Origin of the sequence: Amorphoplanes digitatis, from assembly GCF_014205335.1 — a bacterium.
GTDB classification, from domain to species: Bacteria; Actinomycetota; Actinomycetes; order Mycobacteriales; family Micromonosporaceae; genus Actinoplanes; species Actinoplanes digitatus.
On the sequence record NZ_JACHNH010000001.1, the window covers coordinates 4,893,719 to 4,917,918 of the forward strand.

Genomic DNA, 24,200 nt, shown 5'->3' on the forward strand with positions numbered 1-24,200 from the left:
CTCCGCCGCCCCCGTGTGCGGCGGAGCCCGCCGCGCGGGGAGGTCGTGCCGGGGTTACCTGCCCTGGTCGGACTGGAAGTGGCTGGCCGGGAAGTAGCCGGCCCGGAACTCCATGACCGGGGGCCGGGCCGGCGGTGGGCTGATCGCCGGAAGGCTGGCCGGGGCGGCGGCCGGGACGGCGGCGTGGCTCGGCGCGGGGTCGCCCTGGAAGACCGGCGCGAGCAGCTTGCCGAATATCATCAGCAGCGTCACCGCCCAGGCCCACCACGGCACGGTGGCGCCGGGGCCGAACAACTCGGAGACCACGGCATAAGCCGCGTCGAGGGCGAAGTCCATACCGCGGCTCCCTTCCGGAGGTCCGAATTGCGTCGTGGGCACTGAAGTGATCAGCGCCCCTGTCGATCGGCTGGCGCCGCCCGAACCTGAGGATTTTCGGCCGGGCCGGCGGAATCGGTCGTCCGGACGGGCGCCGAACCGCCGGTTCGTTGGTAGCGTCGCGCCATGCCGACGGATTCCGGAGCCGACGACGTCATCGACCGCGACCGCCTCCGCGCCCTGACGGACCGCGAGCGGGCCACCTTCGCCGAGCGCAATCCCCGGTCGGCCGCCGAGTACGCGCGGGCCGGAAACCTCTTCGGCCGCACGCCGATGACCTGGATGAACAAGAACGCCGCCGGCTACCCGGTCTACCTCGACACCGCGCGCGGCGCCCGGCTGACCGACGTCGACGGGCACGAGTACATCGACTTCTGCCTCGGCGACACCGCGGCGATGGCCGGGCACTCCCCCGCGCCCGTAGTCGCGGCGGTCACCCGGCGCCTCGGCGAGCTGGGCGGGGCCAGCACCATGCTGCCGACCGCGGACGCGGCCGCGGTCGGCGCAGAGCTGAGCCGGCGGTTCGGCGTGCCGCAGTGGAGCTTCGCGCTCACCGCGACCGACGCCAACCGCTGGGCGATCCGGCTGCTGCGCGCCGTCACCGGCCGGCCCCGCATCCTGGTCAACAGCTACTGCTACCACGGCTCCGTCGACGAGTCGCTGATCGTGGCCGGCGCCGACGGGCACCCGCGCAGCCGCGAGGGCAACGTCGGCGCGCCCTGCGACGTGACCCTGACCAGCAGGGTCGCCGAGTTCAACGACCTCGAGGGGCTGGCCCGCGAGCTGGCGCACGGCGACGTCGCGGCCGTGCTGATGGAGCCCGCGCTGACAAACATCGGCATCGTGCTGCCCGAGCCCGGTTACCTCGCCGGGGTGCGGGCGCTGACCCTCGCGCACGGCACGTACCTGATCAACGACGAGACGCACACGTTCTCGGCCGGGCCCGGCGGCGCGACCGCCGCCTGGGACCTGGCGCCGGACGTCGTCACGATCGGCAAGGCCATCGGCGGCGGCATACCCATCGGCGCGTACGGGCTGTCGGACGACCTGGCCGCGGCGCTGCTCGGCCGGGCCGACCTCGACCTGATCGACATGGGCGGGGTCGGCGGCACCCTCGCCGGCAACCCGGTGTCGATGGCGGCCGCCCGGGCCACCCTGGAGGAGGTGCTCACCGACGCCGCGTTCGCCACGATGATCGAGGTGGCCACCGCGTTCGCCGACGGCGTCCGGAAGATCATCGACGCGCACGGGCTGCCCTGGTCGGTCAGCCGGCTCGGCGCCCGGGTCGAGTACCGCTTCGCCTCACCCGCGCCGCGGACCGGCACCGAGTCCGCCGCCCGCGCTGACGCGGCGCTCGAGGACTTCCTGCACGCCTACCTGCTCAACCGGGGCGTGCTGCTGACCCCGTTCCACAACATGGCGCTGATGTGCCCGGACACCACCCTCGACGACGTCGCCCGCCACCACGAGGTGTTCGCGGCGGCGCTCGGCGAGCTGCGGGTGGCGGCTTAAGCTGTGCCGGTGCCACCCCCCGCACCCCTGCTTCTCGTCCTGGACGGCAACAGCCTGGTCCACCGCGCCTACCACGCCGCGGCCATGGACGGGCTGCTCGATCGCGCCGGCCGGCCGGTGTGGGCGCTGCGGGGCCTGATCGGCTACATCGCCCGGGCCGCCGCGCACCTGCGGCCGGCCGCCGTCGTGGTCGGCTTCGACTGCCCCGAGGACTCCGCGCGGCGCACCGACTTCCCGGCGTACAAGGCGCAGCGGCCGGTCAAGTCGGCGGACCTCGCCGAGCAGATCGCCGGCGCGCCGGAGCTGCTGAGCGCCGCCGGCATCTGCACGGTCGTGCCGCCGTCGTACGAGGCGGACGACGTGCTCGCCAGCTCGGCCGAGCTGGCCCGCGGCCAGGGGTGGCGCTCGGTCCTGATGACCAGCGACCGCGACGCGTTCGCCCTGATCGACGACACCACGTCGGTGCTGCGGGTGCGCAACGGCGGCTTCGACGAGGCGGTCCTTGTCGACCAGGCGGGCCTGGTGGCGCTCTACGGGATCCAGTCCTGGCAGTACCGGGACTACGCGGCCCTGCGCGGCGACCCGTCGGACAACCTGCCCGGCGTCCGGCGGTTCGGCTCCGCCCGGGCGGCCCGGCTGCTGGCGGCCTTCGGCACGGTGGAGGCGGCGTGGGCGGCGATCGACAACGGCGACGCGTCGTCGGTGCGCGAGGCGGTCGGCGCACAGGCCGCCGAGCAGCTCGCCGCGCCGGCGACCCGGGAGATCGTCGAGCGCAACCGGCGGCTCATGCGGATGCGGGCCGACCTGCCGATGCCCGACCTGAGCGCGGCCCGGCTGCCGCTGCGCCGCTCGGTGATCCGGTGGGCGCTCCGCGGCCGGGGCATACACCTCGGCCCGTCGCTGTGGGCACTGACCGGCGAGCCGGTGCCGGCCGGCGCCGAGGACCTGACCCCCGAGCTGCGGCCGTGGGTCTTCCGGCGCGGGCTGAGCGGCCCGCGCGAGCCCACGCCGGGTCAGCTCTCGCTGTTCTGAGGCCGGCTCCATTGTTATGGGAGCGCTCCCATGTAACGATGGTCGTCACTGTCTCGCGTGAGGACCAGTCATGCACCTGCCCCTTCCGGCCGCCTGCGCCCTGTTGACCGCGGCGGCGCTCTTCACCGGCGTCGCGCCCGCCCACGCCGCGGACCCGGCGCCCATCACCGTGGTCACCAGCGACTTCGAGGACGGCACCGCGCAGGGCTGGGCGGCGCGGGGCGGCGAGACGGTCGCCGCGAGCGACGCCGCCGCGCACGGCGGCACGGGCAGCCTGGCCGTCACCGGCCGCACGGCCGGCTGGCAGGGGCCCTCGCTCGACGTGCTGGACGTGTTCGAGAAGGGCACCCAGTACACGGTCACCGCGTGGGTGCGCCTCGCCGACGGCGCCGCCGCGGACAGCGCCCGGCTGAGCGTGGAGCGCCACACGGCGGGCGTCGCGAGCTACGACCAGGTAGCGGGGAACACCGCCGTCAGCGCCGGCGCCTGGGTCGCCCTCAGCGGCCGGTACACGCTCGCCACCGACGTCGACTTCCTGCGCGTCTACGTCGAGACCGCGGACACCACCGGGTCGTTCTTCGTCGACGACGTCACCGTCTCCTACGTACCCGCGCTCCCGATACAGACCGACATCCCGCGCATCCGCGACGTGGTCACCGAGTTCCCGGTCGGCGCCGCCATCACCGCCGCGGAGACCCTCGGCGTCCACGGCGAACTGCTGGCCCGGCACTTCACGTCGGTCACCCCCGGCAACGCGCTCAAGTGGGACGCCACCGAGCCGGCCGAGAACTCGTTCAGCTACGCGCAGGCCGATCCGCTCATCGCGTACGCGAAGGCAAACGATCTGGCCGTGCGCGGCCACACCCTGGTCTGGCACAACCAGACGCCGGCCTGGGTCTTCACCGACGCGGCGGGTGCGCCGATGACCGCGACCGCCGAGAACCGGGCCCTGCTGCTGGCCCGCCTGGAGAACCACATCCGCAACGTCGCCGCGCACTACGGCGACGACATCGCGACGTGGGACGTGGTCAACGAGGTGATCGACGAGAGCCAGCCGGACGGGATGCGGCGCAGCACCTGGTACGCGGTCACCAGGCTGGACTACATCCGGACCGCGTTCACCGTGGCCCGCGAGGTGGCGCCGCACGCCAAGCTGATCATCAACGACTACAACACCAACGTGCCGGCCAAGCGGGACGCCCTGTTCAACCTGGTCGCCAAGCTCCGGGCCGAGGGCATCCCGATCGACGGGGTCGGGCACCAGGTGCACATCAACATCGGCTGGCCCACCGTCGCCGAGACCGAGGCGATGCTCCAGAAGTTCGTCCCGCTCGGCGTCACCCAGCAGATCACCGAGATGGACGTCAGCATCTACCGCGACAACTCGGAGTCCTTCCCGGCACCGCCGGCCGACCGGCTGCTCGCCCAGGCGTACGTCTACCGCGACATGCTCGCGCTGTTCCGCCGCCACGCCGGGGAGATCACCTCGGTGACCCTGTGGGGGCTCGCCGACGACAACACCTGGCTCGACACGTTCCCGGTCACCCGCAAGGACGCCCCGCTGCTGTTCGACACGATGTTGCAGGCCAAGCCGGCGTACTGGGGCGTGGTGGACCCGTCGCGGATCACCCCGCCGGCCGCCTCGGGCTGCGCGGTCTCCTACCGGGTGACCGGCACCTGGCCGGGCGGCTTCCAGGGCGAGGTGCGGATCACCAACACCGGCGCCGCCGCGCTGGCCGGCTGGTCGCTGTCCTGGTCGTTCCCCTCAGGACAGCGGATCACCCAGGCCTGGAACGGCACGCCGCGGCAGAGCGGCGCCGACGTCACGGTCACCAACGCCGCGTGGAACGGCGCGGTCGCGCCCGGCGGCACCACCTCGTTCGGCTTCCTCGGCTCCTGGACCGGCGCCAACACCGCGCCATCCGCCTTCACCCTCGGCGGCGCGGCCTGCTCCGTCACCTGAGCCTGCCGTTCGCCCTTCTCGGCCCGGTTCCCGCCGTTCCCCGCGGCGGTGGCCGGGCCGCGATGCGCCTCGCACGAGATCGCGATTTCTCCGCACCGGGCGGCCGAGCCCGGCCATCCTGGGTTTTGGCCGGCAGTGCCCGGCGCCGGCGGGAAGAGGGTTGCCACCGTGGACGACCAGCCGAATCGATCACCGACGCGCGCCGGGGACGGCGTCGGGATCGTGCTCGTGCTGCTCGGGCTCCATGCATGGTGGCCGGTGTTCAGCCTGATCGACTCCGACAACCACTTCCTGGTGCCGGTTGGGGAGATTGCCACGGCCGACGGCAGTACCCCGCTCACCTTCGGGACGGAGTGCGGAGGCGCACAGGCCCGATTCTGCGGGTTACTCCGGTCGAAGCGGGGTCGATCTCCGACTTCGCGGCGGTGTTGGACGGCCGCGATGGGCTTTTCTTCTGCAAGGGCGCGGTCGCCGGTAACCCGATGGGCTGGATGCATCGCAATGAGGACCGGATCAATCCGTACCTGCCCGCTGAGATGCCGCGACTGCACTGGCAGATCGAGATCGATGGCTGGCTGCTGCTGGGTTTCGAGTACGTCGAGGGCCGGTATCCGGACCTGAGCCCGGCTCGCCGGATCTACCCGCGGTCGCCGCCGCCCTCATCCCCCCGAACAGGCGGAAGCCTGGGCCGGCCAGATCTCGGTGTGGTCGGCTGCCCGGCCCGAGGCGGTCGACGCCTTCGCCGCCGGCTCGCCGTCCTGTGCCGTGACCGTCAACAGCAACGACCATCCGCCACCCATCTCGGCCCTCTCGCCGATGCCGCCGAGCGCTGGAACCGCTACCGCGGCGGCACGACTCCCGAGGATGGCATCACGCGGGGCGATTGCCGGTGATGCCGTCCAGCATCGTGGTCAGGTTGTGGTGGAACGTCTCCGCGGCGTCGAGGTGGGCGCCGTCGATAACGAGGCGGGCGATGGTGGGGTATCGGCCCGTTTCGAGCATGCGGGTCAGGTAGGGACCGAGGGTGGCCTGCCAGGCCGGCACGTCGGTGCCGGTCGAGCGGGCGGTGCGCCGCTCGGTGATCTCCCGGCGGAGCGCTCCGACGAGGAACGCGTTGAGGGCGCCCAGGGCACGCTGGAGATCGTCGATGCCGTGCACGCCCGGCGCCTGAGCGAGCGCCGCGGCGGTCGACTCGCCGACGGCGAGCGCGTGGGGTCCCAGGTGCGGCCTCGCGCCGAGCAGGTCGGCGAACCACTCATGGTCCAGGGCGGCGGCGCGGGTCCGGTGCATGACGGCCAGCACCGTGGCGCGCCACTCGGCGTGCTCGCCGCCCTCGGCGATCCGGGCGTACACGGCGTCGACCATCAGATCGAGCAGTTCGGATCTGTTGGTCACGTAGTCGTAGAGCCGCATCGGGCCGACGCCGAGCTCCTTGGCGATCTTGCGGACCGACAGCCCGTCGAGGCCGTCCGCGTCGGCGATCCGGATCGCCGACGCGGCGATCTTCGCGCGGCTCAGCGGCACCGGCGCCGCCCGGGGCGCCGGCTCGGGCCGTTCCCAGACGGGCAGTGGCGCGCTACCGTACGGTGTATCCATGAGGTACAGCGTACGGTAAGGGAGATGACGATGCGCATTGCGATCGCCGGAGGCGGGCTCGGCGGCCTGACGCTGGCCCGGATCCTGCACCGGCACGACATCCCCGCGGTGGTGTACGAACGCGAGGCGAGCCGGTCCGCGCGGTCACAGGGTGGCATGCTCGACCTGCACCCGGAATCCGGGCAGCGGGCACTGGCCGAGGCGGGCCTCGCCGACCGGTTCCGGTCACAGGCGCGGCCGGAGGGCGAGGAGCATCGCATCCTCGACCCGGCCGGGCGCACCCTCGTGCACCACGTGCCACGACCGGGCTCGTTCTCCGGACGCCCCGAGATCGACCGCCGCGCCCTGCGTGACCTGCTGCTCGATTCGCTACCCGGCGAGGCGGTGGCCTGGCGGCACCGGCTCGTCGCGGCGCAGCCACGACCCGGCGGAGGCTTCACGCTGAGGTTCGACGGCGGCCACAGCGCCGGCTGCGACGTCCTCGTCGGCGCGGACGGCGCGCGCTCGGTCGTCCGGTCGCTGCTCACCGACGCGGCGCTGTACCCCGTCGCCACCCGGGCCGAGCTCAGCATCGGCGACGTCGATCGCCGCCACCCGGAGCTCGCCGAGCTGGTCGGCCCCGGGAACCTCTGGTGCGTCGGCGCGAGCCGGATCCTCTCGGCGCAGCGCCTCGGCGACGGCGGCATCCGGGTCGGGATCTCCCTGCCCGCCGACGATCGCCACCTGGACACCCTCCGCAGCAAGCGCGCCCTGCTGGACGTCTTCGACGGCTGGGAACCCCGCCTCACCGCACTCATCGAGGCCGGCGACGACCCGCCGACCCCGCACAGGGTCGAGGCGATGCCCGCCGGCGCACGCTGGACCCACCGGCCGGGCGTCACCCTCCTCGGCGACGCCGCGCACCTGATGCCGCCGGTCGGCGAGGGCGCCAACCAGGCGATGCTCGACGCCGCCGAGCTCGCCGCCGCACTCGCCGCCGACCCCGCCGACCCCGGCTCGGCGATCCGGGCGTACGAGGAGGCGATGTTCGCCAGGATCCACCCGATCGCCGAGATGTCCGCACGGGTTCAGGCGATGATGCTGTCACCCACCGCGGCCGACGACATCGTCCGCTTCTTCACGAAGGGGTCCACCGGCAGCTGAGCTACGGCAGCGGCTTTCGGAGAATGTAGTTGAGGCCGAAGTCCGTCTCGCTGGTGCGCACGTCGAGGTAGCCGAGGCGCTGGTAGAAGCCGTGTGCGGAGATGCTGGCGCCGGTCTCCATGTAGGCGTGTCCCTCGGCCGCAGCCAGCGCCTCGATGTGGCGCATGAGTTGTCGCCCCACCCCTCTGCCGATCGTCCCCGGCCGGACGAACATCGTGAAGACCTTGTTGCCGTCACGGGAGACCGTGCCCACGACGGTCCCGTCCTCCACGGCGACGAACATCTGCCGCTCCCCGGCGAGCTCCGCGATCCGTCCGGCGGTGAAGTGCTCGCACATCAGCGTGATGACGCTCTCCGGGTAGTCGCGGCTGTTGACCTCGCGCAGGCAGCGCCCGATGACGTCGCTGATCTCCGGGGCGTCGCCGGGCCGGAACGATCGGATCTCCATCACGTCCGCATTCTGCCGTTCAGGGGCAGACATCGACGAACGGCTCACCGGGTGCGTACGCGCGCCATTCGTCGGCACTGACGGCACCGGCGTGCGCGCACAGGCTCGCCTCCGGATCGAGGTAGGCCGTGGGATCCCAGAGCAGCACGGTCCCGTCGGCGCCCTTGGTGACCAGGAGCCGACCGTCCGGGCTGAACACCACCACCGATATGGGGGCGCCGTGCCCGGTGAGCGGGACGCCGACGGGTTCGCCGGTCCGGGTGTCCCAGAGCCGCACGGCCCCGCGCGTGCCGGCCGTGGCCAGAAACCGCCCGTCCGGGCTGATCGCGATGTCCCGCACCTCGCCGGCGGACCCGGCGAGTGTGACGGTCTCGCCGGTGCCGAGGTCCCAGAGCCGCACCACCCCGTCGTAGCGGACCGCGGCCAGGGTCCGCCCGTCCGGACCGAACCTCATCGTCTCCACCTGGCCGGTGAGCCCGGTGAGCGGTTCGCCGACGGGCTCACCGGTACGGGTGTCCCAGCGCCGCACCGTCCCCTCCTCGCCGGCGGTCGCCAGGAGGCGGCCACCCGGGCCGAACGCCATTGCGGACACCGGACGGGCGTGCCCGCTGGGCCGGGTACCGGCGAGTCCTCCGGTGGCCGGATCCCACAGCCGGATCTCCCCGCGCGTGTCCGCGATGGCCAGTAGCCGCCGGTCCGGGCTGAACGCCATCGCCGAGGGCTCGGCGGTGTGCAGCGACGGGCCCGCGGGCCGGCTGCCGTACGGGTCCCACAACCGCACCGTCGCGTCGCCGCCGGCTGTCGCCAGCAGCCCGCCGTCCGGGCTGAACACCGCGTCGGACACCGGACCGCCGTAGTCGGTGAACGGGTTCCCGGCGAATTCTCCGGTGGCCGGATCCCACAGCCGGAGCCCACCACGCGTGTCCGCGGTGGCCAGGCGCCGGCTGTCCGGGCTGAACGCCATCGCCCACAGCCTGGCGTTGTACAGCAGCGGGCCCGCGGGTCTGCCGGTGGAGGCGTCCCACAACCGCACCGTCGCGTCGTCGCCGGCGGTGACCAGCAGTTCACCGTCCGGGCTGAACAGCACCGCCGTCCCCCGGCCGGCACCGTGAATCGCGACGCTGTCGGGAGCCGCGGCCGGTACGCAGTTCGCGGAGCACAGTGGCGGCATCGGCACCTTCCACCGTCGTACCGTCCCGTCGCCACCGACGGCGGCCAGGGCTCCCCCGGCGGGGCTGAACGCCACCGCCGCCACCCAGCGGTGGTTTCCGGTCAGCGGGCTGCCGACCTCTCCGCCGGTGCGCGGGTCCCACAGCCGGACCGTCCGGTCGCCATCGGCCGTGGCGAGGAACCGCCCGTCCGGGCTGAACGACACCGACTTCACCGAGTTCCCGTGGCCGTACGGGGTGCCCACCGTGCCGACCCGCCTGCCTGCGGCCGGATCCCACCGCAGCACCCTCCCGTCTTCGCCGGCGGTGACCAGCAGGCGCCCGTCCGGGCTGAACGCCACATCACGCACCACACCGGTGTGCCCTGGGAGCGGGGCGCCGACGGGTCTGCGGGTTCCCGGGTCCCAGAGCCGCACCGTCCCGTCGCTGCCCGCCGTGGCGAGGAGCCGCCCGTCCCGGCGGAACGCCAGCGCTCCCACCCAGCCGCTGTGCCCGGTGAGCGGCGCGCCGACGGGTGCGCGGGTGCGCGGGTCCCACAGCCGCACCGTCCCGTCGTCACCGGCGGTGGCGAGCAGCCGGCCGTCCGGGCCGAACGCCACCGCCATCACCGTCCTGGCGTGGCCGGTCGGCAGGATGCCGGTGAGCCTGCCGGTGTACGGATCCCAGAGTCGGACCGTCGTGCCGTCGCCGGTGGCGAGGATCCGCCCGTCCGGTGAGAACGCCATCACCCCCACCGGCCTGGTGTGCAGCAGGGTGTTGCGGCCGTCGCCGAGCAGGGCGCTCGCCGCCGCGGCGGCCTCGTCCGTGTGCGCCACGTGCAGGGCGGCCGCCGCCAGGCGTTCGGAGGTGGCCCGGTCGGCGGAGGTGATCACGTCCCGCGCTCTGATGGCGCGGCTCTGCGCGGCGAGCTGGCGGGACAGCGCCATGGCGTGTTGCCGGTTCGCCCGGGCCGCGTTGGTGACGGCCACGATCGCCGCGCCGCCGGTCGCGAGCAGGAGCACCACCATGACGGCGGCGACCGCCCGGTAGGCCCGCTGGCGGCGCCGGGCACGGCGGTGGCCTGCGGCGAGGAAGTCGGCCGCGGTGCGGTCCACGCTCAGGCGTCCGGCGGGGTCGGCCGCCCAGCGCCGGGTGGCGTGTCGCACCGCGAGCAGCTGGCTGCCCCGGTAGAGGTAGGAGGGGTCCTGGTCGTGGTCGTGCCACGCCTGGACATCGTCGACGAGGGCGCGGTGCAGGGCCTGGTCCGCGATGCTCGGCTGGAGCCAGTCGCGCAGCCTGGTCCAGGAGCGCAGCAGTTCCTCGTGCGCGACCGTCACGATGTCGTTGCCGGCCCGGATGATCAGCCGCTGTTCGGTGAACGCGTCGAGGATCGCGTCGAGGTCGCCGTCGTCGCAGGCGGCCGCGGCGCGCAGGGCCGCGCGGGTGGCGGGGCGGCGGGTGGGCCGTCCGTCCGTCGTGGCGACGAGGTGGGCGAAGACCTTGACGGTGAGGTGCCGCTGATCGCCGGTGAGCGCGTCGAACGCGCGTTCGGCGCTCGTGTTCACGATCCCCGCGATGCCGCCGGTGCGGTGGTACCCGGCGACGGTGAGGCGGTGTTCGTGGTCGGCGTGCCACATCACGTACATGACCTGGGACAGCAGCGGCAGCGCGCCGCTGTCGAAGCCGACGGGCAGAGTGCGGTCGCGCAGGTCGTCGAGGATCTTCCCGGTGAGGTCGTCCGGCACGGCGACGCCGGCCTCCGCCGCCGGGCCGGTGACGGCCTCGGCCAGTTCGGACTCGGTGACGGCGCCGACGGCGAACGGGCCGGCCTCCAGCGCCTGCTTGAGCGGCGCGCAGGCGGTGGCGTGGTCGAGGAAGTCGCTGCGGACGATCGCGACGACCAGTGCGGTGTGCGGCCGGTGCGTGGCCATCGCGTGCAGGGCCGTCAGGAACACGTCCCGCTCCCGCGCGTCGTCGACGAGGGTGAACAGCTCCTCCAACTGGTCGACGATCAGGACGAGCCGGTGCGGCTCGGGCAGCCCGGACACCGCCTGGCCGGACAGCAGGTGTGCCTGTTCGGGGCGTTCGGTCAGCGATCGATGGACGCTGATCACGTCGGCGCCGGCCAGGTCGGCCAGGTGCGTCGCCAGTTGACCCACCGGGTCGGCGGTGGGGGTGATGACCCGGCGCGGCCAGCTCCGGCAGCCGGGTACCGGACGGTCGTCGGCGAGGGCGGGCAGCAGGCCGGCACGCAGCAGTGACGACTTGCCCGCACCGGACGCCCCGAGCACCAGCAGGATGCCGCCGCCGGTCAGCTGGTCGGCCATGCGCCGCAGCAGCGCGGAGGTCAGCGCGCGGCGACCGTAGAAGATCGCGGCGTGGCGCTCCTGGAAGGGGAACAGTCCGAGATAGGGGCAGCCGGGCCAGCGCGGCTGCCCGCCAGGGCCGGCGGCGGGCGGCCGGCGCGATTGCAGATCGCGCAGCGCGTCCAGGACCAGGCCGAGGTCGGCGTCGGCCTGGCGCGCGCGCTCGCGATCGGCGCTCTGTCGCGCGATCTCGCGGCGCAGGTCCTGGTGCAGGGCCTCCGTGCCGAGGCGGGAGTTGACGAGCACGAACGCGAACTCCCCGAACAGGGCGGTGAGTTCGGAGAATGCGCCGATCATGCCGGGCAGCAGGTGGGGGCCGTCGAGCGCGGCCGCGGTCCGCAACGCGGTCCCGGCGATGTCGACCGCCTGGAAGAGCGCCATGACCTCGCCGCGCAGGTCCCGGTCCGCGGGGGTGGTGGAGGTGAAGGCGGCCTCGATCCGCTCGGCGACGGCCTGCTGCACCTGCGCCGCGGACGGTGGTGCCTGGCCGTCGTCGGGGCGCAGGCGAGCGACGGCGTCGGTCACGACGCCGGTGAGGACGTTCGCTCCGACGGAGCCGACCGCCGCCACGCCGGCGGTGATCACTGCGCCCGTGCCCGCCGCCGCCGCGATGACCGGCGCCAGCGCGGAGGCCGAGAGCAGCCCGATCAGCGCCGGTGCGGAGATGCCGCGCAGCCGCGCCGCATTGTTCGTGATCGTCTCGGCGACCGCTGCCCGCATCGCACCTGGTTCGGCTGTTGTCACCTGGCAGTTGATAACAGCCGATCGGCCGCCAGGTTCGCACCACGGGTGTGGGCGTACGTATCAACGGTTCGCAGCACTGAAACCTGCCGGCGCTCACCCACGTGAGCGCCGGCAGGCGCCAGCGGGATCGCGCTTGACAGGTAGCTGTTTCCTGGATTGAACCCGTTGTCTAGGTTTGGGGCGTCGATGTCACTGTCCAGCGCTTCCGCGATAGTCGGCCTCTGTGGTGTGACCTTCTCGTTTATCTTCCTCGCCTGGCAGACATTGCAGTTGCGCCGGCAGGTCCGGATCACCGGCGTCGCGGCCAATTACAACTCACATCTCGGGGTCACCCAGATGTATCACGACGTGTTCAAACTGATCATCAGTCGCCCGCACCTCATGCCTTATTTCCTCTCCGGCAAGGCGTGCCCGCCCGATGATCCGAATCGAGTGGAGGCGCTCGTAGTGGCCGACATGATGGCCAATGTGCACGAGCTCGGACTCCAGCACACGCGTGAGATGCCGGATGCGGTCCATGGTGAGTGCTGGCCGGCAAGCGCTGTCGATTCACTGAGGCAGCCGATCCTCAAGGAGCTGTTCCTGACGCCGCAACCCTGGTATCCCGAGTTGCGGATGCTGTTCGAACGAGGTGAGCGAGCAAACCGGCCCGCAGCGGACCCGATCGGCACCGTCCCGATCCACCTTGCCATGCCGCAGGAGAGCGAGCCGCAGGAGATTCAACCCGGAGTGGTCAGCTGATCCACTTCACCGCGCCGTTGAAGACGTTCGTCCAGTTGAAGACGGCCATGTTGTCCCAGCCGTCGCCGGAGGAGGCGATGTTCGCCGGGTCCCAGCCGTTGCCGGGCACCGCCGTCCACGTCGGCTCCCAGTAGAAGACGCCGATCGCGCCGCCCGCCTTGGCGGCGTTCTGCACCGCGGTGAACGCGGCGCCCTGGCCGGCCCAGGTCGCCGCGTACCCGGAGCAGGCGGTGTTGATGCTGTTGCCGGTGCCGTCAGCGTTGTTCAGGGTGAACGGCGCGGCGGTCTCGGCCAGGATCGTCGGCTTGCCGTAGCGGGAGATCATGTCCGCGACCACCGAGGTCATGTTGGCCATCGTGCCGTGCCAGTTGCAGTAGTACGACAGCGCGGTGACGTCCCAGACGACGCCCTTGGCCCTGATCCCGTCGTAGAACCAGCGTGCGTGCGCGTCGCTGTCGGAGTTGGCCGTGTGGATGATGACCTGGGTCCCGGAGTTGCAGGCCTTTGTGGCGTTGTAGCCGGCCTTGAGCAGCAGGCTCAGGTTGGTGAAGTCGTTGTTGACCACCTTGCCGTCGTTCCACAGCATGCCGACGTTGATCTCGTTGCCGATCTGGACGCTGTCCGGCGTGGTGCCCTGCGCCTTGAGGCTGTTGCAGACGCCGTACGTGTAGTTGTAGACGTCCGTGGTCAGCGCGGAGATGCCGTGGCTCGACCACGCCGCCGGCTTGTACTGCTTGCCCGGGTCGGCCCAGGTGTCGGAGTAGTGGAAGTCGATGAGCAGCTTGAAGCCCTTGGCCTTGACCGTCTTCGCGTACGCCAGCACCTTGGCCGCGTTGTTGTAGCCGCTGGCCGGGTTGTTCCAGACCCGGAGCCGGATGTAGTTGACCCCGGCGGACTTGAGGATGTCGAGCGGGTCGGCGACGGCGCCCGCGGCCGTGTAGTACTTCGCGCCCAGGTCTACGGCGCGCTGGAGGGTGGAGACGTCGGCGCCGCGCATGGACAGGGTGCTCGCCGCCTGGGCCTGCTGCGGCGGCGCCGCCAGGACGGCTGCGGACAGGACGACCGCGAGGACGCCGGCAAGTTTGCGGAACATACGCCACCACCTGTCAATCGAGGCTGGGAGCGCTCACAGTAGACGGCTACGCAGCGGTAGTAAAGACATGGTAGACGCACTGGGAGCGCTCACAGCATCGCCGCAGCGCATTGACGTGTATCATTCGACTTAGTTGGGGGCTCAAACTAAGGAGGGTCATGAGACGAGTGATCGCGGCCGTGCTGGCCGTCGTCGCCTCGGCGCTGTTCGCGGCGCCCGCCCAGGCGGCGGCCTGGTGGTCGACGGACCGGTGGGGCACCTGGTCCAGCAACGGCTACACGCTCTACAACAACGTCTGGGGCTCGGGCTACGGGCCGCAGACCATCTGGGCCAACTCCGCCTCGAACTGGGGCGTGTGGGCGAACCACCCCAACACCGGCGGCATCAAGTCGTACCCCAACGCGACCCGCTACATCGGCAAGAAGGTCAGCGCGCTCGGCACCACGACGAGCAGCTTCAACGTCACCGTGCCCACCAGCGGCGTCGCGTTCACCACCGCGTACGACATCTGGTCCTCCGACAACGCGCACGAGATCATGCTCTGGATGAACAAGTACGGCGCGGTCGGCCCGCTCGGCAGCCTCCAGACGACCACCTCGGTCGGCGGGCACACCTGGGCGATCTACCGCGGCTCGAACGGCGCCAACCAGGTCTACTCGTTCGTGCGGACCGGCAACACCAGCGCCGGCACCGTCGACATCAGGGCGATCGCACAGTGGATCCGGGCCAGGGGCTGGTTCGGCGACGTGACCATCGGCAACGTCCAGCTGGGTTACGAGATCACCTCGGCGTCCGGCGGCCGGGACTTCATCACCAACTCGTTCTCGGTCACCGGGTGAAGGCCGGCGCCGCGGTCAGCTACTCCTGGATGACCGCGGCGCCCCCGGCCGCGATCCGGACCGCGCCGGACACGGCCTTCCCGCTCAGCAGCTCCACCCCGGCGGCCCGCACCTCGTGGTCCTCCCCCGTGTGGTTCAGCAGGAACAGCCAGGACCGGTCGCCGACGCGACGCCGGACCGCCTCCACGCCCGGCGGCGCGCCCTCGCATTCCGGGCCGACCCCGGCCTCGGCCGCGACGGCACCGAGCAGGCCGCCGTAGCGATCCGCCGGCAGCCGGGTCGAGACGTACCAAGCCGCCCCGTCGCCGACGGCGTGCCGGGTGACCGCGGGCCGGCCGTCGAGGACGCCGCCGGCATAGCGGACGACGGCGGTCGCCCCGGCGAGCCGCATGGTCTCGCTCCACAACTCACCCGAGCCCGAGCAGAGCCCGGCCCGTTCGTCCGGGCCGAGCGGATGGAACTCCTCCACCCGTACCCCGAGCAGGTCCCGCAGCGCGCCGGGGTAACCGCCGGTGCGGATCCGGCCGTACTCGTCGGCGACGCCGCTGAGGAACGTCGCGACCAGGCGGCCGCCCGCGGCCACCCAGGACCGCAGCGCCCCGGCCTGGTCGTCGGACATCAGGTAGTGCCCCGGCAGCACGATCATCGCGTACGCGGAGAGCTCGCCGAGCGTCCCGATCACGTCCGCGACGATGCCCCGCCGCCACAGGGCGCGGTGCGCGTGCCGGGCCTCGTCGAGGTGGTCGAGGCGCCGGGAGGGCAGCCCGGGCGCCTGCAACGCCCACGCCGACGGCTCGTCGTAGGCGACCGCCGCCCTGGCCCGCACCGCGCCCTCGGCCGACGCGGCGATCCGTTCGAGCTGCCCGCCCAGCTCGACGGCCTCGCGGAAGACCCGGCTGTCCGGCCCGGCGTGCGGCACCAGCGCGGAGTGGAAGAGCTCGGCGCCGCCGCGCGGCGCCCGCCACTGGAAGAACAGCGCACCGGCGGAGCCCCGGGCGACCGCCGCGAGGCTCTGCCGCGCCATCCGCCCCGGCTCCTTGGTGTGCATCCGGTCGGCGGCGTAGATCAGGTTCGGCGCCGTCTCCATCAGCAGCCAGTCCGGCCGGCCGGGGCTGTGCCGGGCCCAGCCGCGGGCCAGGTCCGCGGCGAACGCCGCCTCCTCCTCCGCGCCGATCCCCGGGTCGCCGGGGTAGTGGTCGATGGCGACCAGGTCCACCTCGCGCGCCCACCGGGCGTGGTCGACCGGCACCCACCCGCCGAGCACGAAGTTCGTGGTGACCGGCACGCCGGGCGTCGCGGCCCGCAGGATGTCGCGCTGCGCGGTGTACGCCGCGAGCAGTTCGTCGGAGGTGAACCGGCGGAAGTCCAGGACCTGCGCGGGGTTCGGCAGGTAGCGGGTCGCGCGGGGCGGCTGGATCTGCGCCCAGTCGCCGTAGTGCTGGCTCCAGAACGCGGTGGTCCAGGCGTCGTTGAGCGCGTCGAGGTCGCCGTAGCGCGCCCGCAGCCAGCACCGGAACGCCTCGGCGGCCAGGTCGCAGTGGCAGGTGGAGCTGTACTCGTTGTGCACGTGCCACATCGCGAGGGCGGGATGGCCCCGGTAGCGCCCGGCGAGCGCGGTCGCGATCGCCACGGCGGCCTCGCGGTACGCGGGCGCGCTGGCGCAGTAGGTGTCGCGGCTGCCGTGGCTGAGCCGGACGCCGTTCTGGTCGACGGGCAGGGCCTCGGGGTGCGCCAGGCCGAACCACGGCGGCGGCGACGCGGTCGGGGTGGCCAGGGCGACCGAGATCCCGTTGCCCGCCAGGCGGTCGAGCACCTTGTCGAGCCAGCCGAACTCGTACCGCCCGGGTGCGGGTTCCAGCCTGGACCAGGCGAACACCCCGACGGTGGCCAGGTTCACCCCGGCCAGGCGCATCAGCTCGACGTCCTCCGCCAGCACCTCCTCGGGCCACTGCTCCGGGTTGTAGTCACCGCCGTACAGCAGCCGCGGCATCCCGCTCCCTTGTAGTTAGTTTGGAATCCAGCCAAACTAGGGCCGGTGCGGGACGCTGTCAATTGGGAACACGCGCTGGTGACCGGCAACGGCCGGCAGGGCGCGCTCTGCTGGGGCGGCCGGGAGGCGATCCGGCTGACCGTCTCGCACGAGCGCCTGTTCCTGCCGGTGGGTCCGCGCCTGGACGCGCCGGACACCGCCGCGATCCTCCCCCGCCTGCGCGGGCTGCTCGCCGCGGGCCGCTACGCCGCGGCGGCCGAGGCGGTCTGCGCGCACGCGGCGGCGGCCGAGCCCGCGTACGCGGAGACGGTCTGGATCGATCCCCTGGTCGGCGCCGCGACGCTGACCGTGCGGCCGGAGCGGCCGGGCGCCGGCTCGTGGAGCGTCGAGCTCGGCTCCGGGCTGGTCGAGTACCGCTGGGCGGGCGGCCACCTGCGGGTCTTCGCCTCGCGAGCGTCGGACGCGATCCTGGTCGCGCTGTCGGCGCCGGGCGGCTTCCGCGGCACCCTGGACCTGTCCCTGATCGAGAGCACGCCGCCGATCCCGGTGACCGGCCGCGTCGCGACCGGACCGACGCTGAACGTCGATTTCGGCGCGGCGCCGGGTTACCGCGTACGCTGCCGGGTGCTCTCCGGCGACGTCGACGGGTGCGAGGTGCGCTCCGACGCGGTGCTCGCCATTCGCACCCTGCTGCCCGGCGACGCCGATCCCGCCGTACCGGATGAGGATTTCGAGGCCCTGCTCGCCGCGCACCGGGACCTCCACGGCGAGCTGATGGGCCGGGTGCGCCTGGATCTGGGCGCCGGCCGCGCCGCGCGGGCGGCGCCCACCGCGCGGCTGCTGGCCGCGCCGGTCGGGCCGGCGCTCGTCGAGCGGCTGTTCGACGCCGGCCGGTACGCGATAATCAGCAGCACCGGCGACCTGCCGCCGACCCTCCAGGGTGTGTGGAGCGGCACCTGGACGCCGCCCTGGTCCAGCGGATACACCCTGGACGGCAACCTGCCGGCCGCGGTCGCCGCGCTGCTGCCCACCGGAACGCCGGAGCTGCTGCTGCCGGTCTTCGACCTGCTCGAGTCCGTCCGCGACGACCTGCGCCACAACGCCCGCCGGCTCTACGGCGCCCGGGGCCTGCTGACCCCGCTGCACCTGTCGACGCACGGGCGGCAGAACCACTTCGGCCCGGTGTGGTGCCAGACGTTCTGGACCGCCGGTGCGGCCTGGATGAGCCGGCTCTACGTCGACTACTGGCGCTACACCGGCGACCGCGACTTCCTGCGGGAGCGGGCATTGCCGTTCCTGCGCGAGTCCGCGGAGTTCTACCTCGACTTCGCGCAGATCCGCGACGGCGTCGCGACGTTCAGCCCGTCGTACTCGCCGGAGAACGCGCCGGCCGCGACCGGCTCGCAGGCCTGCGTCGACGCGACGATGGACGTGGCGGTGGTCCGCGACCTGCTGACGAACCTGCTGCGGATCGCGGACGAGCTGAACCTGGCGGACCCGGACGCGCCGCGCTGGCGCGGGCTGCTCGGCGCGCTGCCCGGATACCGCGTCGCGGACGGGCTGCTCGCCGAGTGGTGCCACCCGGACCTGGACGACCAGCCGGCGCACCGGCACGCCTCACACCTCTGGCCGCTGTGGTACGAACCGGATCCGCTGATCACCGGCGACCCCCGGCTGCGCGCGGCGGCGATGGCGACCGTGCGCAGCCGGCTGGCGTGGTGGCTGGGCGCGGAGGCCGACGAGATGGCGTACGGGCTGGCCCAGCTCGGGCTGGCGGCGGCCGCGCTCGGCATGGCCGAGGAGGCGTACGCGACGGTGGAGCGTATGGCGGGCCGCTACTGGCGCCCGAGCCTGGTGCCGACGCACAACCGCGACGCGATCTTCAACGTGGACATCGCGGGCGGCCTGCCGGCGGTCGTCGCGGCGATGCTGCTGCGCTCGGCGCACGGCCGGCTCGACCTGCTGCCGGCGCTGCCGGCGCGGTGGCCGGCGGGCCGGGTGACGGGGCTGGCCGCCCGCGGCGCGGTGCGGGTCGCCGAGCTGCGCTGGGCGCCGGGCCGGGCGCAGGCGGTGCTGACGGCCCGGCACGACGTGCGGCTGACGGTGGGCGCCCCGCCCGGGATGCTGATCGACGGTGCGCCGTCGTGCCCGGTCGCCCTGACGGCCGGGCGGCCGCACCGCGTGCTGGCGGTCAGCCCTTGACCGCGCCGACGATGACGCCGCGGGTGAAGTGGCGCTGGACGAAGGGGTACACCAGCGCGATCGGCGCCACCGTCACCACCACCACGGCCATCTTGATGGCCAGGGTCGGCGGAAGCGTCGCGGTGACCGCGCCCGATTGCTGCGGCGCCTGCCCCGCCAGGATGTAGCTCTGCAGCACCCGCTGGATCGGGAACTTCTCGTTGTCGTCGATGTAGAGCAGCGCGTTGAACCAGGTGTTCCAGTAGCCGACCGCGTAGAAGAGGCCGACCACCGCGATCACCGCCTTGGACAGCGGCAGCACGATCCGCCACAGGATGCGGAACTCCCCCGCGCCGTCGACCCGGGCGCTGTCCAGCAGTTCGGCCGGGATGTTCTGGAAGAACGCCCGCACCACCACCAGGTTGAAGACGCTCACCGCGGTCGGCAGGATCAGCGCCCAGAGGCTGTCCTTGAGGCCGACCCCGGTGACGACCAGGTAGTGCGGCACCAGCCCGGGATAGATCAGGAACGTCAGCAGGAAGTAGAAGAGCAGGCCCCGGTGCAGCAGCGATCCCGGCCGGGACAGCCCGTACGCGGCCAGCACGGTCACCGCGAGGCTCAGCGTCGTGCCGACCACCGTGACCAGCGTGCTGACCAGCAGCGCCTTGCTGATCTGGCCGCCGGAGAAGACGATCCGGTACGCCGAGAAGTCCAGGTCCCGGGGCACCACGACCAGGCCGCCGGCCGCGTTGATGGCCTCCCGCGACGACACGCTGGTCACCAGCACCACCCAGAGCGGCACGAGCACGGCGAGCACGACCAGGGTGAGCACCGTTCCCCGGGCGGCCTGCGTCGCGGCGCCGGGCTCCTCCTCCCAGGCCGGGCGCGACGGATGACGACGGCGCGTGGTCGTGGTCATGAGCGCGAGTACACCCCCCGCTCGCCCAGGGCATGGGCGAACCTGTTGGCGGCGAGGATCAGCACCAGGCCGACCACCGCCTTGAAGAGCCCGGCGGCCGCGCCGAAGCCGTAATCCCCGGTGGCGATGGCGTGGTGGTAGACGAACGTGTCGATCACCTCGGCGGCCTGCCGGCCGACCGCGTCGCGTTGCAGCAGGAACTGCTCGAAGCCGACCGACAGCGCGTCGCCGAGCCGCAGGATCAGCAGCAGGACGATCACCGGCCGCAGCCCGGGCAGGGTGATGTGCCACAGCCGGCGCCACCGGGAGGCGCCGTCGACGGCCGACGCCTCGTACAGGTTGGTGTCGATCGCGGCCAGCGCGGCGAGGAAGACGATCGTGCCCCAGCCGAGGTCCTTCCAGACCGCCTCCGCGGTGACCAGGACGATGAACGTGTCCGGGTTGGACATGATCTCCGGCGGCGTGATCCCGGCGTCGCGCAGCTCCTGCGCCAGCAGGCCGGCGCCGCCCAGCATCTGCACGAAGAACGTCACCACCAGCACCCAGCTGAAGAAGTGCGGCAGGTAGACGACGGTCTGCACGAAGCCGCGCAGCCGCCCGGACAGGATGCTGTGCAACAGGATGGCCAGCGCGATCGGCAGCGGGAAGAAGAAGACCAGCTGGAACGCCGTGATGGCCAGGGTGTTCCAGAAGGCGTCCCAGAACGCCGGGTCGGCGAAGAGGTCCCGGAAGTTGTCGAGGCCGACGAACGGGCTGGCGGCCAGCGCCTGCAGGGCGCCGTCGCCGAGGTAGGGGTTGTAGTCCTGGAACGCGACAACGTTGCCCAGCGCCGGCAGGTAGTGGAAGACCGCCAGCAGCAGGGCCGCCGGCGCGACCATGACCAGCAGCGGCCAGTCGCGCCGCAGCCGGGCCCGCCACGGCGACCGCCGCCGGGCCGGGGGCGCCGGAGCCGGCGGCGGCAGCGGTGCGACCGCCGGCTCGATACGGCTGGCTTGGTCGTTGCTCATTTACCGTTGGCGGCCAGCGCCGAACCCATCAGTTCCCGAGCCTCGTCACCGCCCGCCGCGCGCCACTCCTTGACCACGACGTCGATGTCGGAGATCGGGCGCCGGCCCCGGACGATGTCGGTCATCTTGTCCTCGGTCGGCTGCATGCCGGCCTTGTACTTGGCCGGCATCTCGAACTTCAGGCCAAGCCACGGGTCCTTCTCCAGGTTCTTCACGGTCTCGTTCGAGTACGCCAGCAGCTGCGACACGTACTGCGGCGTCTGCGGGTACGGCTGCACGACCGGGCTGCGCCCGCTGATGAAGAAGTACTGGTTCTGGATCTCCTTGAAGCCCAGTTCGGTCTTCACCGGGCCGTCGGCGCCGCGGGTCTGGTGCTTGCCCTCGACGCCGTACTCGCGCAGGTCGAACTCGGTGGTGCCGAACGGCGCGGAGCACCAGTTGATCACACGCAGGATCTCCTCGACCCGCGCCTTGCCGAGCCCCTTCTTGACGAAGGTGTAGGAGATCGGGTCGTCGTCGCCCCAGGCGAGCGGGCTGCCGCCGGTGGCGGAGAAGAGCGGGACCGGCTGCACCTCGAAGCCGGGCGTGATCTTCTGCTGCTCGGCCTGCATCGCCTGCCACATGCCGATGCCGTCCTGATGAAACATGATCTTGCCGCTCTTCAGGAGCTGCTGAGCGTCGGCGCCCTTGCTGGCCACGATGTCCGGGTGGACCATCTTGGCCTGGTAGAGCCGGCTCATGAACTCGGCGGCGGCCTTGAACTCCGCCGTCTCGTACTTGAACTCGGGCGTGCCGTCGGGCCGCAGGCGCCAGCCGTCCTTGCTGCCCGGCACCTTGTGGAACATCTGCACCATCGCGAAGATGTCGGAGAAGGCCCAGACGCCCTTGTCCGCGTCGGTCGCCTGCTTGCCGACGTTGTACAACTCTTCGATGTTCGTCGGCGCGGCCACCCCGGCCTTGGTGGCCAGGTCCTTGCGATAGAAGAGCGCCCACGGGAACGGGCCGTCGGTCGGGTTCGGCACCGACATCAGCCGCTCGTTCCAGCAGGCGTTGCGCCACGCCCCGGCGGGGAAGGTGCCCAGCATCGGGTAGGCCGCCACCGCGGCGCCCGCCAGGTACGGCGTGAGGTCCTCGAAGTTCGCGCTCACCGCGTCGCCGAAGCGTGCCAGCTTGGACACCTCCCAGTGCGGCACGCAGAGCAGGTCCGGCACGTCGCGGGCGGCCAGGATCGCGCCGAGCTTCTCGGCGTAGGTGATGCCGTCCTGGACGCTGAAGTCGACCGGGGTGCCCAGCTCGGCGTTGATCGCGGTCAGGTAGGCGTTGCTGGCGCCGGCGGGTGGCGCGGGTCCCCAGACCGGGGTCATCGCCCGGATTGGCGCGCCGCCGGCGCCCGGCTTCTCGGCGATGGCGTCGACAAGCTGGGCCGGGAACCTGGTGTAGCCGTCCGCGACCGGCCGGGTGCCGATGATGTCCGGCTTGGGCACGGCGACGGTGAGCGCCCGCTGCTCGGGCAGCACCCCGGCGAGCTTGTCCAGCTCCTGCGTCGTGCCGCCCCGGGTGGCCTTGTCGCCGCAGCCGGCGAGCGAGCCCCCGGCGGCAACGGCCGCGGCACTCAGGCCGACCAGGCTCAGAAAGGTCCGGCGATCGGTCACGGCGTGCTCCTCATAAACGGTCGACGGGACCGACAGCTTCCCGCTAGAGTTTGTTTGGCTTGTAGCCAAACAAACTAGCCGACGGTGGTGGGCCCCACAAGAGATGACCGTGCCCGCGGGACGGGGTACGGCATGATGGGACGGGCCAGCCCGGGGACGCCGGCGGCGGGAGGCAGGACTGACGTGATCGGTACGCACGGCATGACGCAGCCGGCGGACTTGTCCGACGTGAGAATGACGAATCTGGCGGTGGTACTCAGGTACGTACGCACCAACGCGCCCTGTTCGCGGGCGGACATCGCCGCCTCGACGGGGCTCAACAAGGCCACCGTCTCCAGCCTGGTCGCCGACCTGCTGGAGCGGCAGCTGCTGCGCGACACCGGGCTCGCGGAGAACCGGATCGGCCGCCCCGCGGCGATGCTGACCCTGCAGAGCCGCCCGTACGCGGCGATCGGCCTCGAGGTCGCCGCCGACCATCTCGCCGCGGTGGCGATCGACCTGACCGGGGAGCGGCTGCTGACGTGGCGGCGGGCGTACCCGGGGCTGGACGGCGCGCCCGGCAGGGCCGAGGCCGCGATCGCGGCGCTGGCCGGCCGGGTGGTCGCGAAGATGACCGGCCAGCAGCGCCGGGTCCTCGGGCTGACCGTCGCCGTGCCGGGCCAGGTCGGCGCCGACGGCGGCGTCCGTTTCCCCGCCCATCTCGGCCGGCCGGATCTCGACCTGGGCGCCGCCCTCGACCGCGGCCTGCGCCGCCCGGACTACGAAGTGGTCGTCGACAACGCCGCCAACCTGGCCGCCCTGGCGGAGTACCGCACCGGCGCCGAGGCCGACACGCCCGACCTGATCACCCTCGTCGGCGGCGCGGGGGTGGACGCCGGGATCATCGCCGACGGGCGGCTGCTGCGCGGCGGGCGCGGCTTCGCCGGCCAGGTGGGTCACCTTCGGGTCGACTGCGACGGCCCGGTGTGCCGGTGCGGCCGGCGCGGCTGCCTGGAGGCGGTCGCGGGGCTGCCCGCCCTGGTGCGCCGGGCCCTGCCGGACACCGAGGCGGACGGCCCGGTCACCGACTACGCGCCCGAGCTGGAGCGGATCACCGCGCTGGCCCGCTCGGGCGATGCCCGGGTCACCGAGGTCCTCGCCGAGACCGGCCGGCTGCTGGGCCGCGGCGTCGCCACGCTCGCCGAGCTGCTGGACCCCTCCGCCGTCGTGCTCGGCGGCACGTTCGCGACGCTGGGGCCCTGGCTGCAGCCCGCGGTGGAGGCGGAGGTGAAGTCCCGGACGGCCGCACCGGGCGACCTCGGCTTCCGGGTCACGGTGTCCACCCTGCACGCGGACGCGGCGGCCACGGGCGGCGCGATGCTCGCCCTGGACCGCCTGGAGGCCGGGAACCTGCCCTCGCCGCCCGGGTGAGGCATCGAGGAATCTAACTGTTTCTCTTGACCGGCGTCGAT

General features: G+C 72.7%; 18 protein-coding genes. 9 read left to right on the forward strand and 9 right to left on the reverse strand.

Annotated elements, in window-relative coordinates:
- Positions 1-54: 54 nt before the first annotated feature.
- On the reverse strand, positions 55-336 hold the full coding sequence (locus tag BJ971_RS21420) for a hypothetical protein (protein ID WP_184995018.1): 282 nt from the start codon (positions 334-336) through the stop codon (positions 55-57).
- Between the two features lie 165 nt (positions 337-501).
- On the opposite strand from BJ971_RS21420, the gene BJ971_RS21425 reads away from it, so the two are divergent.
- From BJ971_RS21425 to BJ971_RS21440, 4 genes are all read left to right on the forward strand, one after another.
- A complete protein-coding gene (locus BJ971_RS21425) occupies positions 502-1,887 on the forward strand; it encodes a transaminase (RefSeq protein ID WP_184995019.1) in 1,386 nt (461 codons plus the stop codon).
- A 9-nt stretch (positions 1,888-1,896) separates the two neighbouring features.
- The gene (locus tag BJ971_RS21430; protein ID WP_184995020.1) at positions 1,897-2,919 is read left to right on the forward strand and encodes a 5'-3' exonuclease; all 1,023 of its coding nucleotides are present in this window, start codon (positions 1,897-1,899) and stop codon (positions 2,917-2,919) included.
- Positions 2,920-2,989: 70 nt separating this feature from the next.
- The gene (locus tag BJ971_RS21435) at positions 2,990-4,882 is read left to right on the forward strand and encodes an endo-1,4-beta-xylanase (protein ID WP_184995021.1); all 1,893 of its coding nucleotides are present in this window, start codon (positions 2,990-2,992) and stop codon (positions 4,880-4,882) included.
- A 425-nt stretch (positions 4,883-5,307) separates the two neighbouring features.
- The gene (locus BJ971_RS21440; protein ID WP_184995022.1) at positions 5,308-5,775 is read left to right on the forward strand and encodes a hypothetical protein; all 468 of its coding nucleotides are present in this window, start codon (positions 5,308-5,310) and stop codon (positions 5,773-5,775) included.
- Here the strand turns inward: BJ971_RS21440 and BJ971_RS21445 are convergent.
- On the reverse strand, positions 5,753-6,478 hold the full coding sequence (locus BJ971_RS21445) for a TetR/AcrR family transcriptional regulator (RefSeq protein ID WP_184995023.1): 726 nt from the start codon (positions 6,476-6,478) through the stop codon (positions 5,753-5,755). The genes BJ971_RS21440 and BJ971_RS21445 overlap by 23 nt on opposite strands.
- Positions 6,479-6,502: 24 nt before the next feature.
- Between BJ971_RS21445 and BJ971_RS21450 the strand changes: the two genes are divergently transcribed.
- Positions 6,503-7,621 carry an FAD-dependent oxidoreductase gene (locus BJ971_RS21450; protein ID WP_239087347.1) on the forward strand — a complete coding sequence of 373 codons (1,119 nt, stop codon included), beginning with the start codon at positions 6,503-6,505 and terminating at the stop codon, positions 7,619-7,621.
- Between the two features lies 1 nt (position 7,622).
- On the opposite strand, the gene BJ971_RS21455 is transcribed toward BJ971_RS21450, so the two are convergent.
- Together BJ971_RS21455 and BJ971_RS21460 are read right to left on the reverse strand one after the other, a co-directional pair.
- Positions 7,623-8,069 (reverse strand): GNAT family N-acetyltransferase, encoded by a 447-nt coding sequence (locus tag BJ971_RS21455; protein ID WP_184999017.1) that lies wholly within the window; start codon positions 8,067-8,069, stop codon positions 7,623-7,625.
- Between the two features lie 19 nt (positions 8,070-8,088).
- The gene (locus BJ971_RS21460; protein ID WP_184995024.1) at positions 8,089-12,303 is read right to left on the reverse strand and encodes an NACHT and WD repeat domain-containing protein; all 4,215 of its coding nucleotides are present in this window, start codon (positions 12,301-12,303) and stop codon (positions 8,089-8,091) included.
- Positions 12,304-12,555: 252 nt separating this feature from the next.
- Between BJ971_RS21460 and BJ971_RS21465 the strand changes: the two genes are divergently transcribed.
- Positions 12,556-13,068, forward strand: coding sequence for a hypothetical protein (locus BJ971_RS21465; protein ID WP_184995025.1), 513 nt, complete (start codon positions 12,556-12,558; stop codon positions 13,066-13,068).
- Here the strand turns inward: BJ971_RS21465 and BJ971_RS21470 are convergent.
- Positions 13,061-14,161, reverse strand: coding sequence for a glycoside hydrolase family 53 protein (locus BJ971_RS21470; protein ID WP_184995026.1), 1,101 nt, complete (start codon positions 14,159-14,161; stop codon positions 13,061-13,063). The two genes, BJ971_RS21465 and BJ971_RS21470, sit on opposite strands and share 8 nt — an antisense overlap.
- 158 nt (positions 14,162-14,319) lie before the next feature.
- On the opposite strand from BJ971_RS21470, the gene BJ971_RS21475 reads away from it, so the two are divergent.
- A complete protein-coding gene (locus BJ971_RS21475) occupies positions 14,320-15,000 on the forward strand; it encodes a GH12 family glycosyl hydrolase domain-containing protein (protein WP_184995027.1) in 681 nt (226 codons plus the stop codon).
- Positions 15,001-15,019: 19 nt separating this feature from the next.
- Here the strand turns inward: BJ971_RS21475 and BJ971_RS21480 are convergent, their stop codons facing one another.
- Complete coding sequence (locus BJ971_RS21480; RefSeq protein WP_184995028.1) at positions 15,020-16,990, reverse strand: beta-galactosidase; 1,971 nt, start codon at positions 16,988-16,990, stop codon at positions 15,020-15,022.
- 45 nt (positions 16,991-17,035) lie between these two features.
- On the opposite strand from BJ971_RS21480, the gene BJ971_RS21485 reads away from it, so the two are divergent.
- Positions 17,036-19,192: a glycosyl hydrolase family 95 catalytic domain-containing protein gene (locus BJ971_RS21485; RefSeq protein WP_184995029.1), complete on the forward strand. Its 2,157-nt coding sequence runs from the start codon at positions 17,036-17,038 to the stop codon at positions 19,190-19,192.
- On the opposite strand, the gene BJ971_RS21490 is transcribed toward BJ971_RS21485, so the two are convergent.
- The 3 genes from BJ971_RS21490 to BJ971_RS21500 are packed head-to-tail and all read right to left on the reverse strand — an operon-like array spanning position 19,182 to position 22,749.
- A complete protein-coding gene (locus BJ971_RS21490) occupies positions 19,182-20,090 on the reverse strand; it encodes a carbohydrate ABC transporter permease (RefSeq protein ID WP_184995030.1) in 909 nt (302 codons plus the stop codon). The genes BJ971_RS21485 and BJ971_RS21490 overlap by 11 nt on opposite strands.
- Positions 20,087-21,097 (reverse strand): ABC transporter permease, encoded by a 1,011-nt coding sequence (locus tag BJ971_RS21495; RefSeq protein ID WP_184995031.1) that lies wholly within the window; start codon positions 21,095-21,097, stop codon positions 20,087-20,089. The genes BJ971_RS21490 and BJ971_RS21495 overlap by 4 nt, the downstream gene beginning before the upstream one ends.
- Positions 21,094-22,749 carry an extracellular solute-binding protein gene (locus BJ971_RS21500; RefSeq protein WP_184995032.1) on the reverse strand — a complete coding sequence of 552 codons (1,656 nt, stop codon included), beginning with the start codon at positions 22,747-22,749 and terminating at the stop codon, positions 21,094-21,096. Before BJ971_RS21500 ends, BJ971_RS21495 begins: the two co-directional genes overlap by 4 nt.
- 234 nt (positions 22,750-22,983) lie before the next feature.
- Here BJ971_RS21500 and BJ971_RS21505 point away from each other — a divergent pair, with 234 nt between their 5' ends.
- The gene (locus BJ971_RS21505) at positions 22,984-24,159 is read left to right on the forward strand and encodes an ROK family transcriptional regulator (RefSeq protein ID WP_239087346.1); all 1,176 of its coding nucleotides are present in this window, start codon (positions 22,984-22,986) and stop codon (positions 24,157-24,159) included.
- Positions 24,160-24,200: the final 41 nt, after the last annotated feature.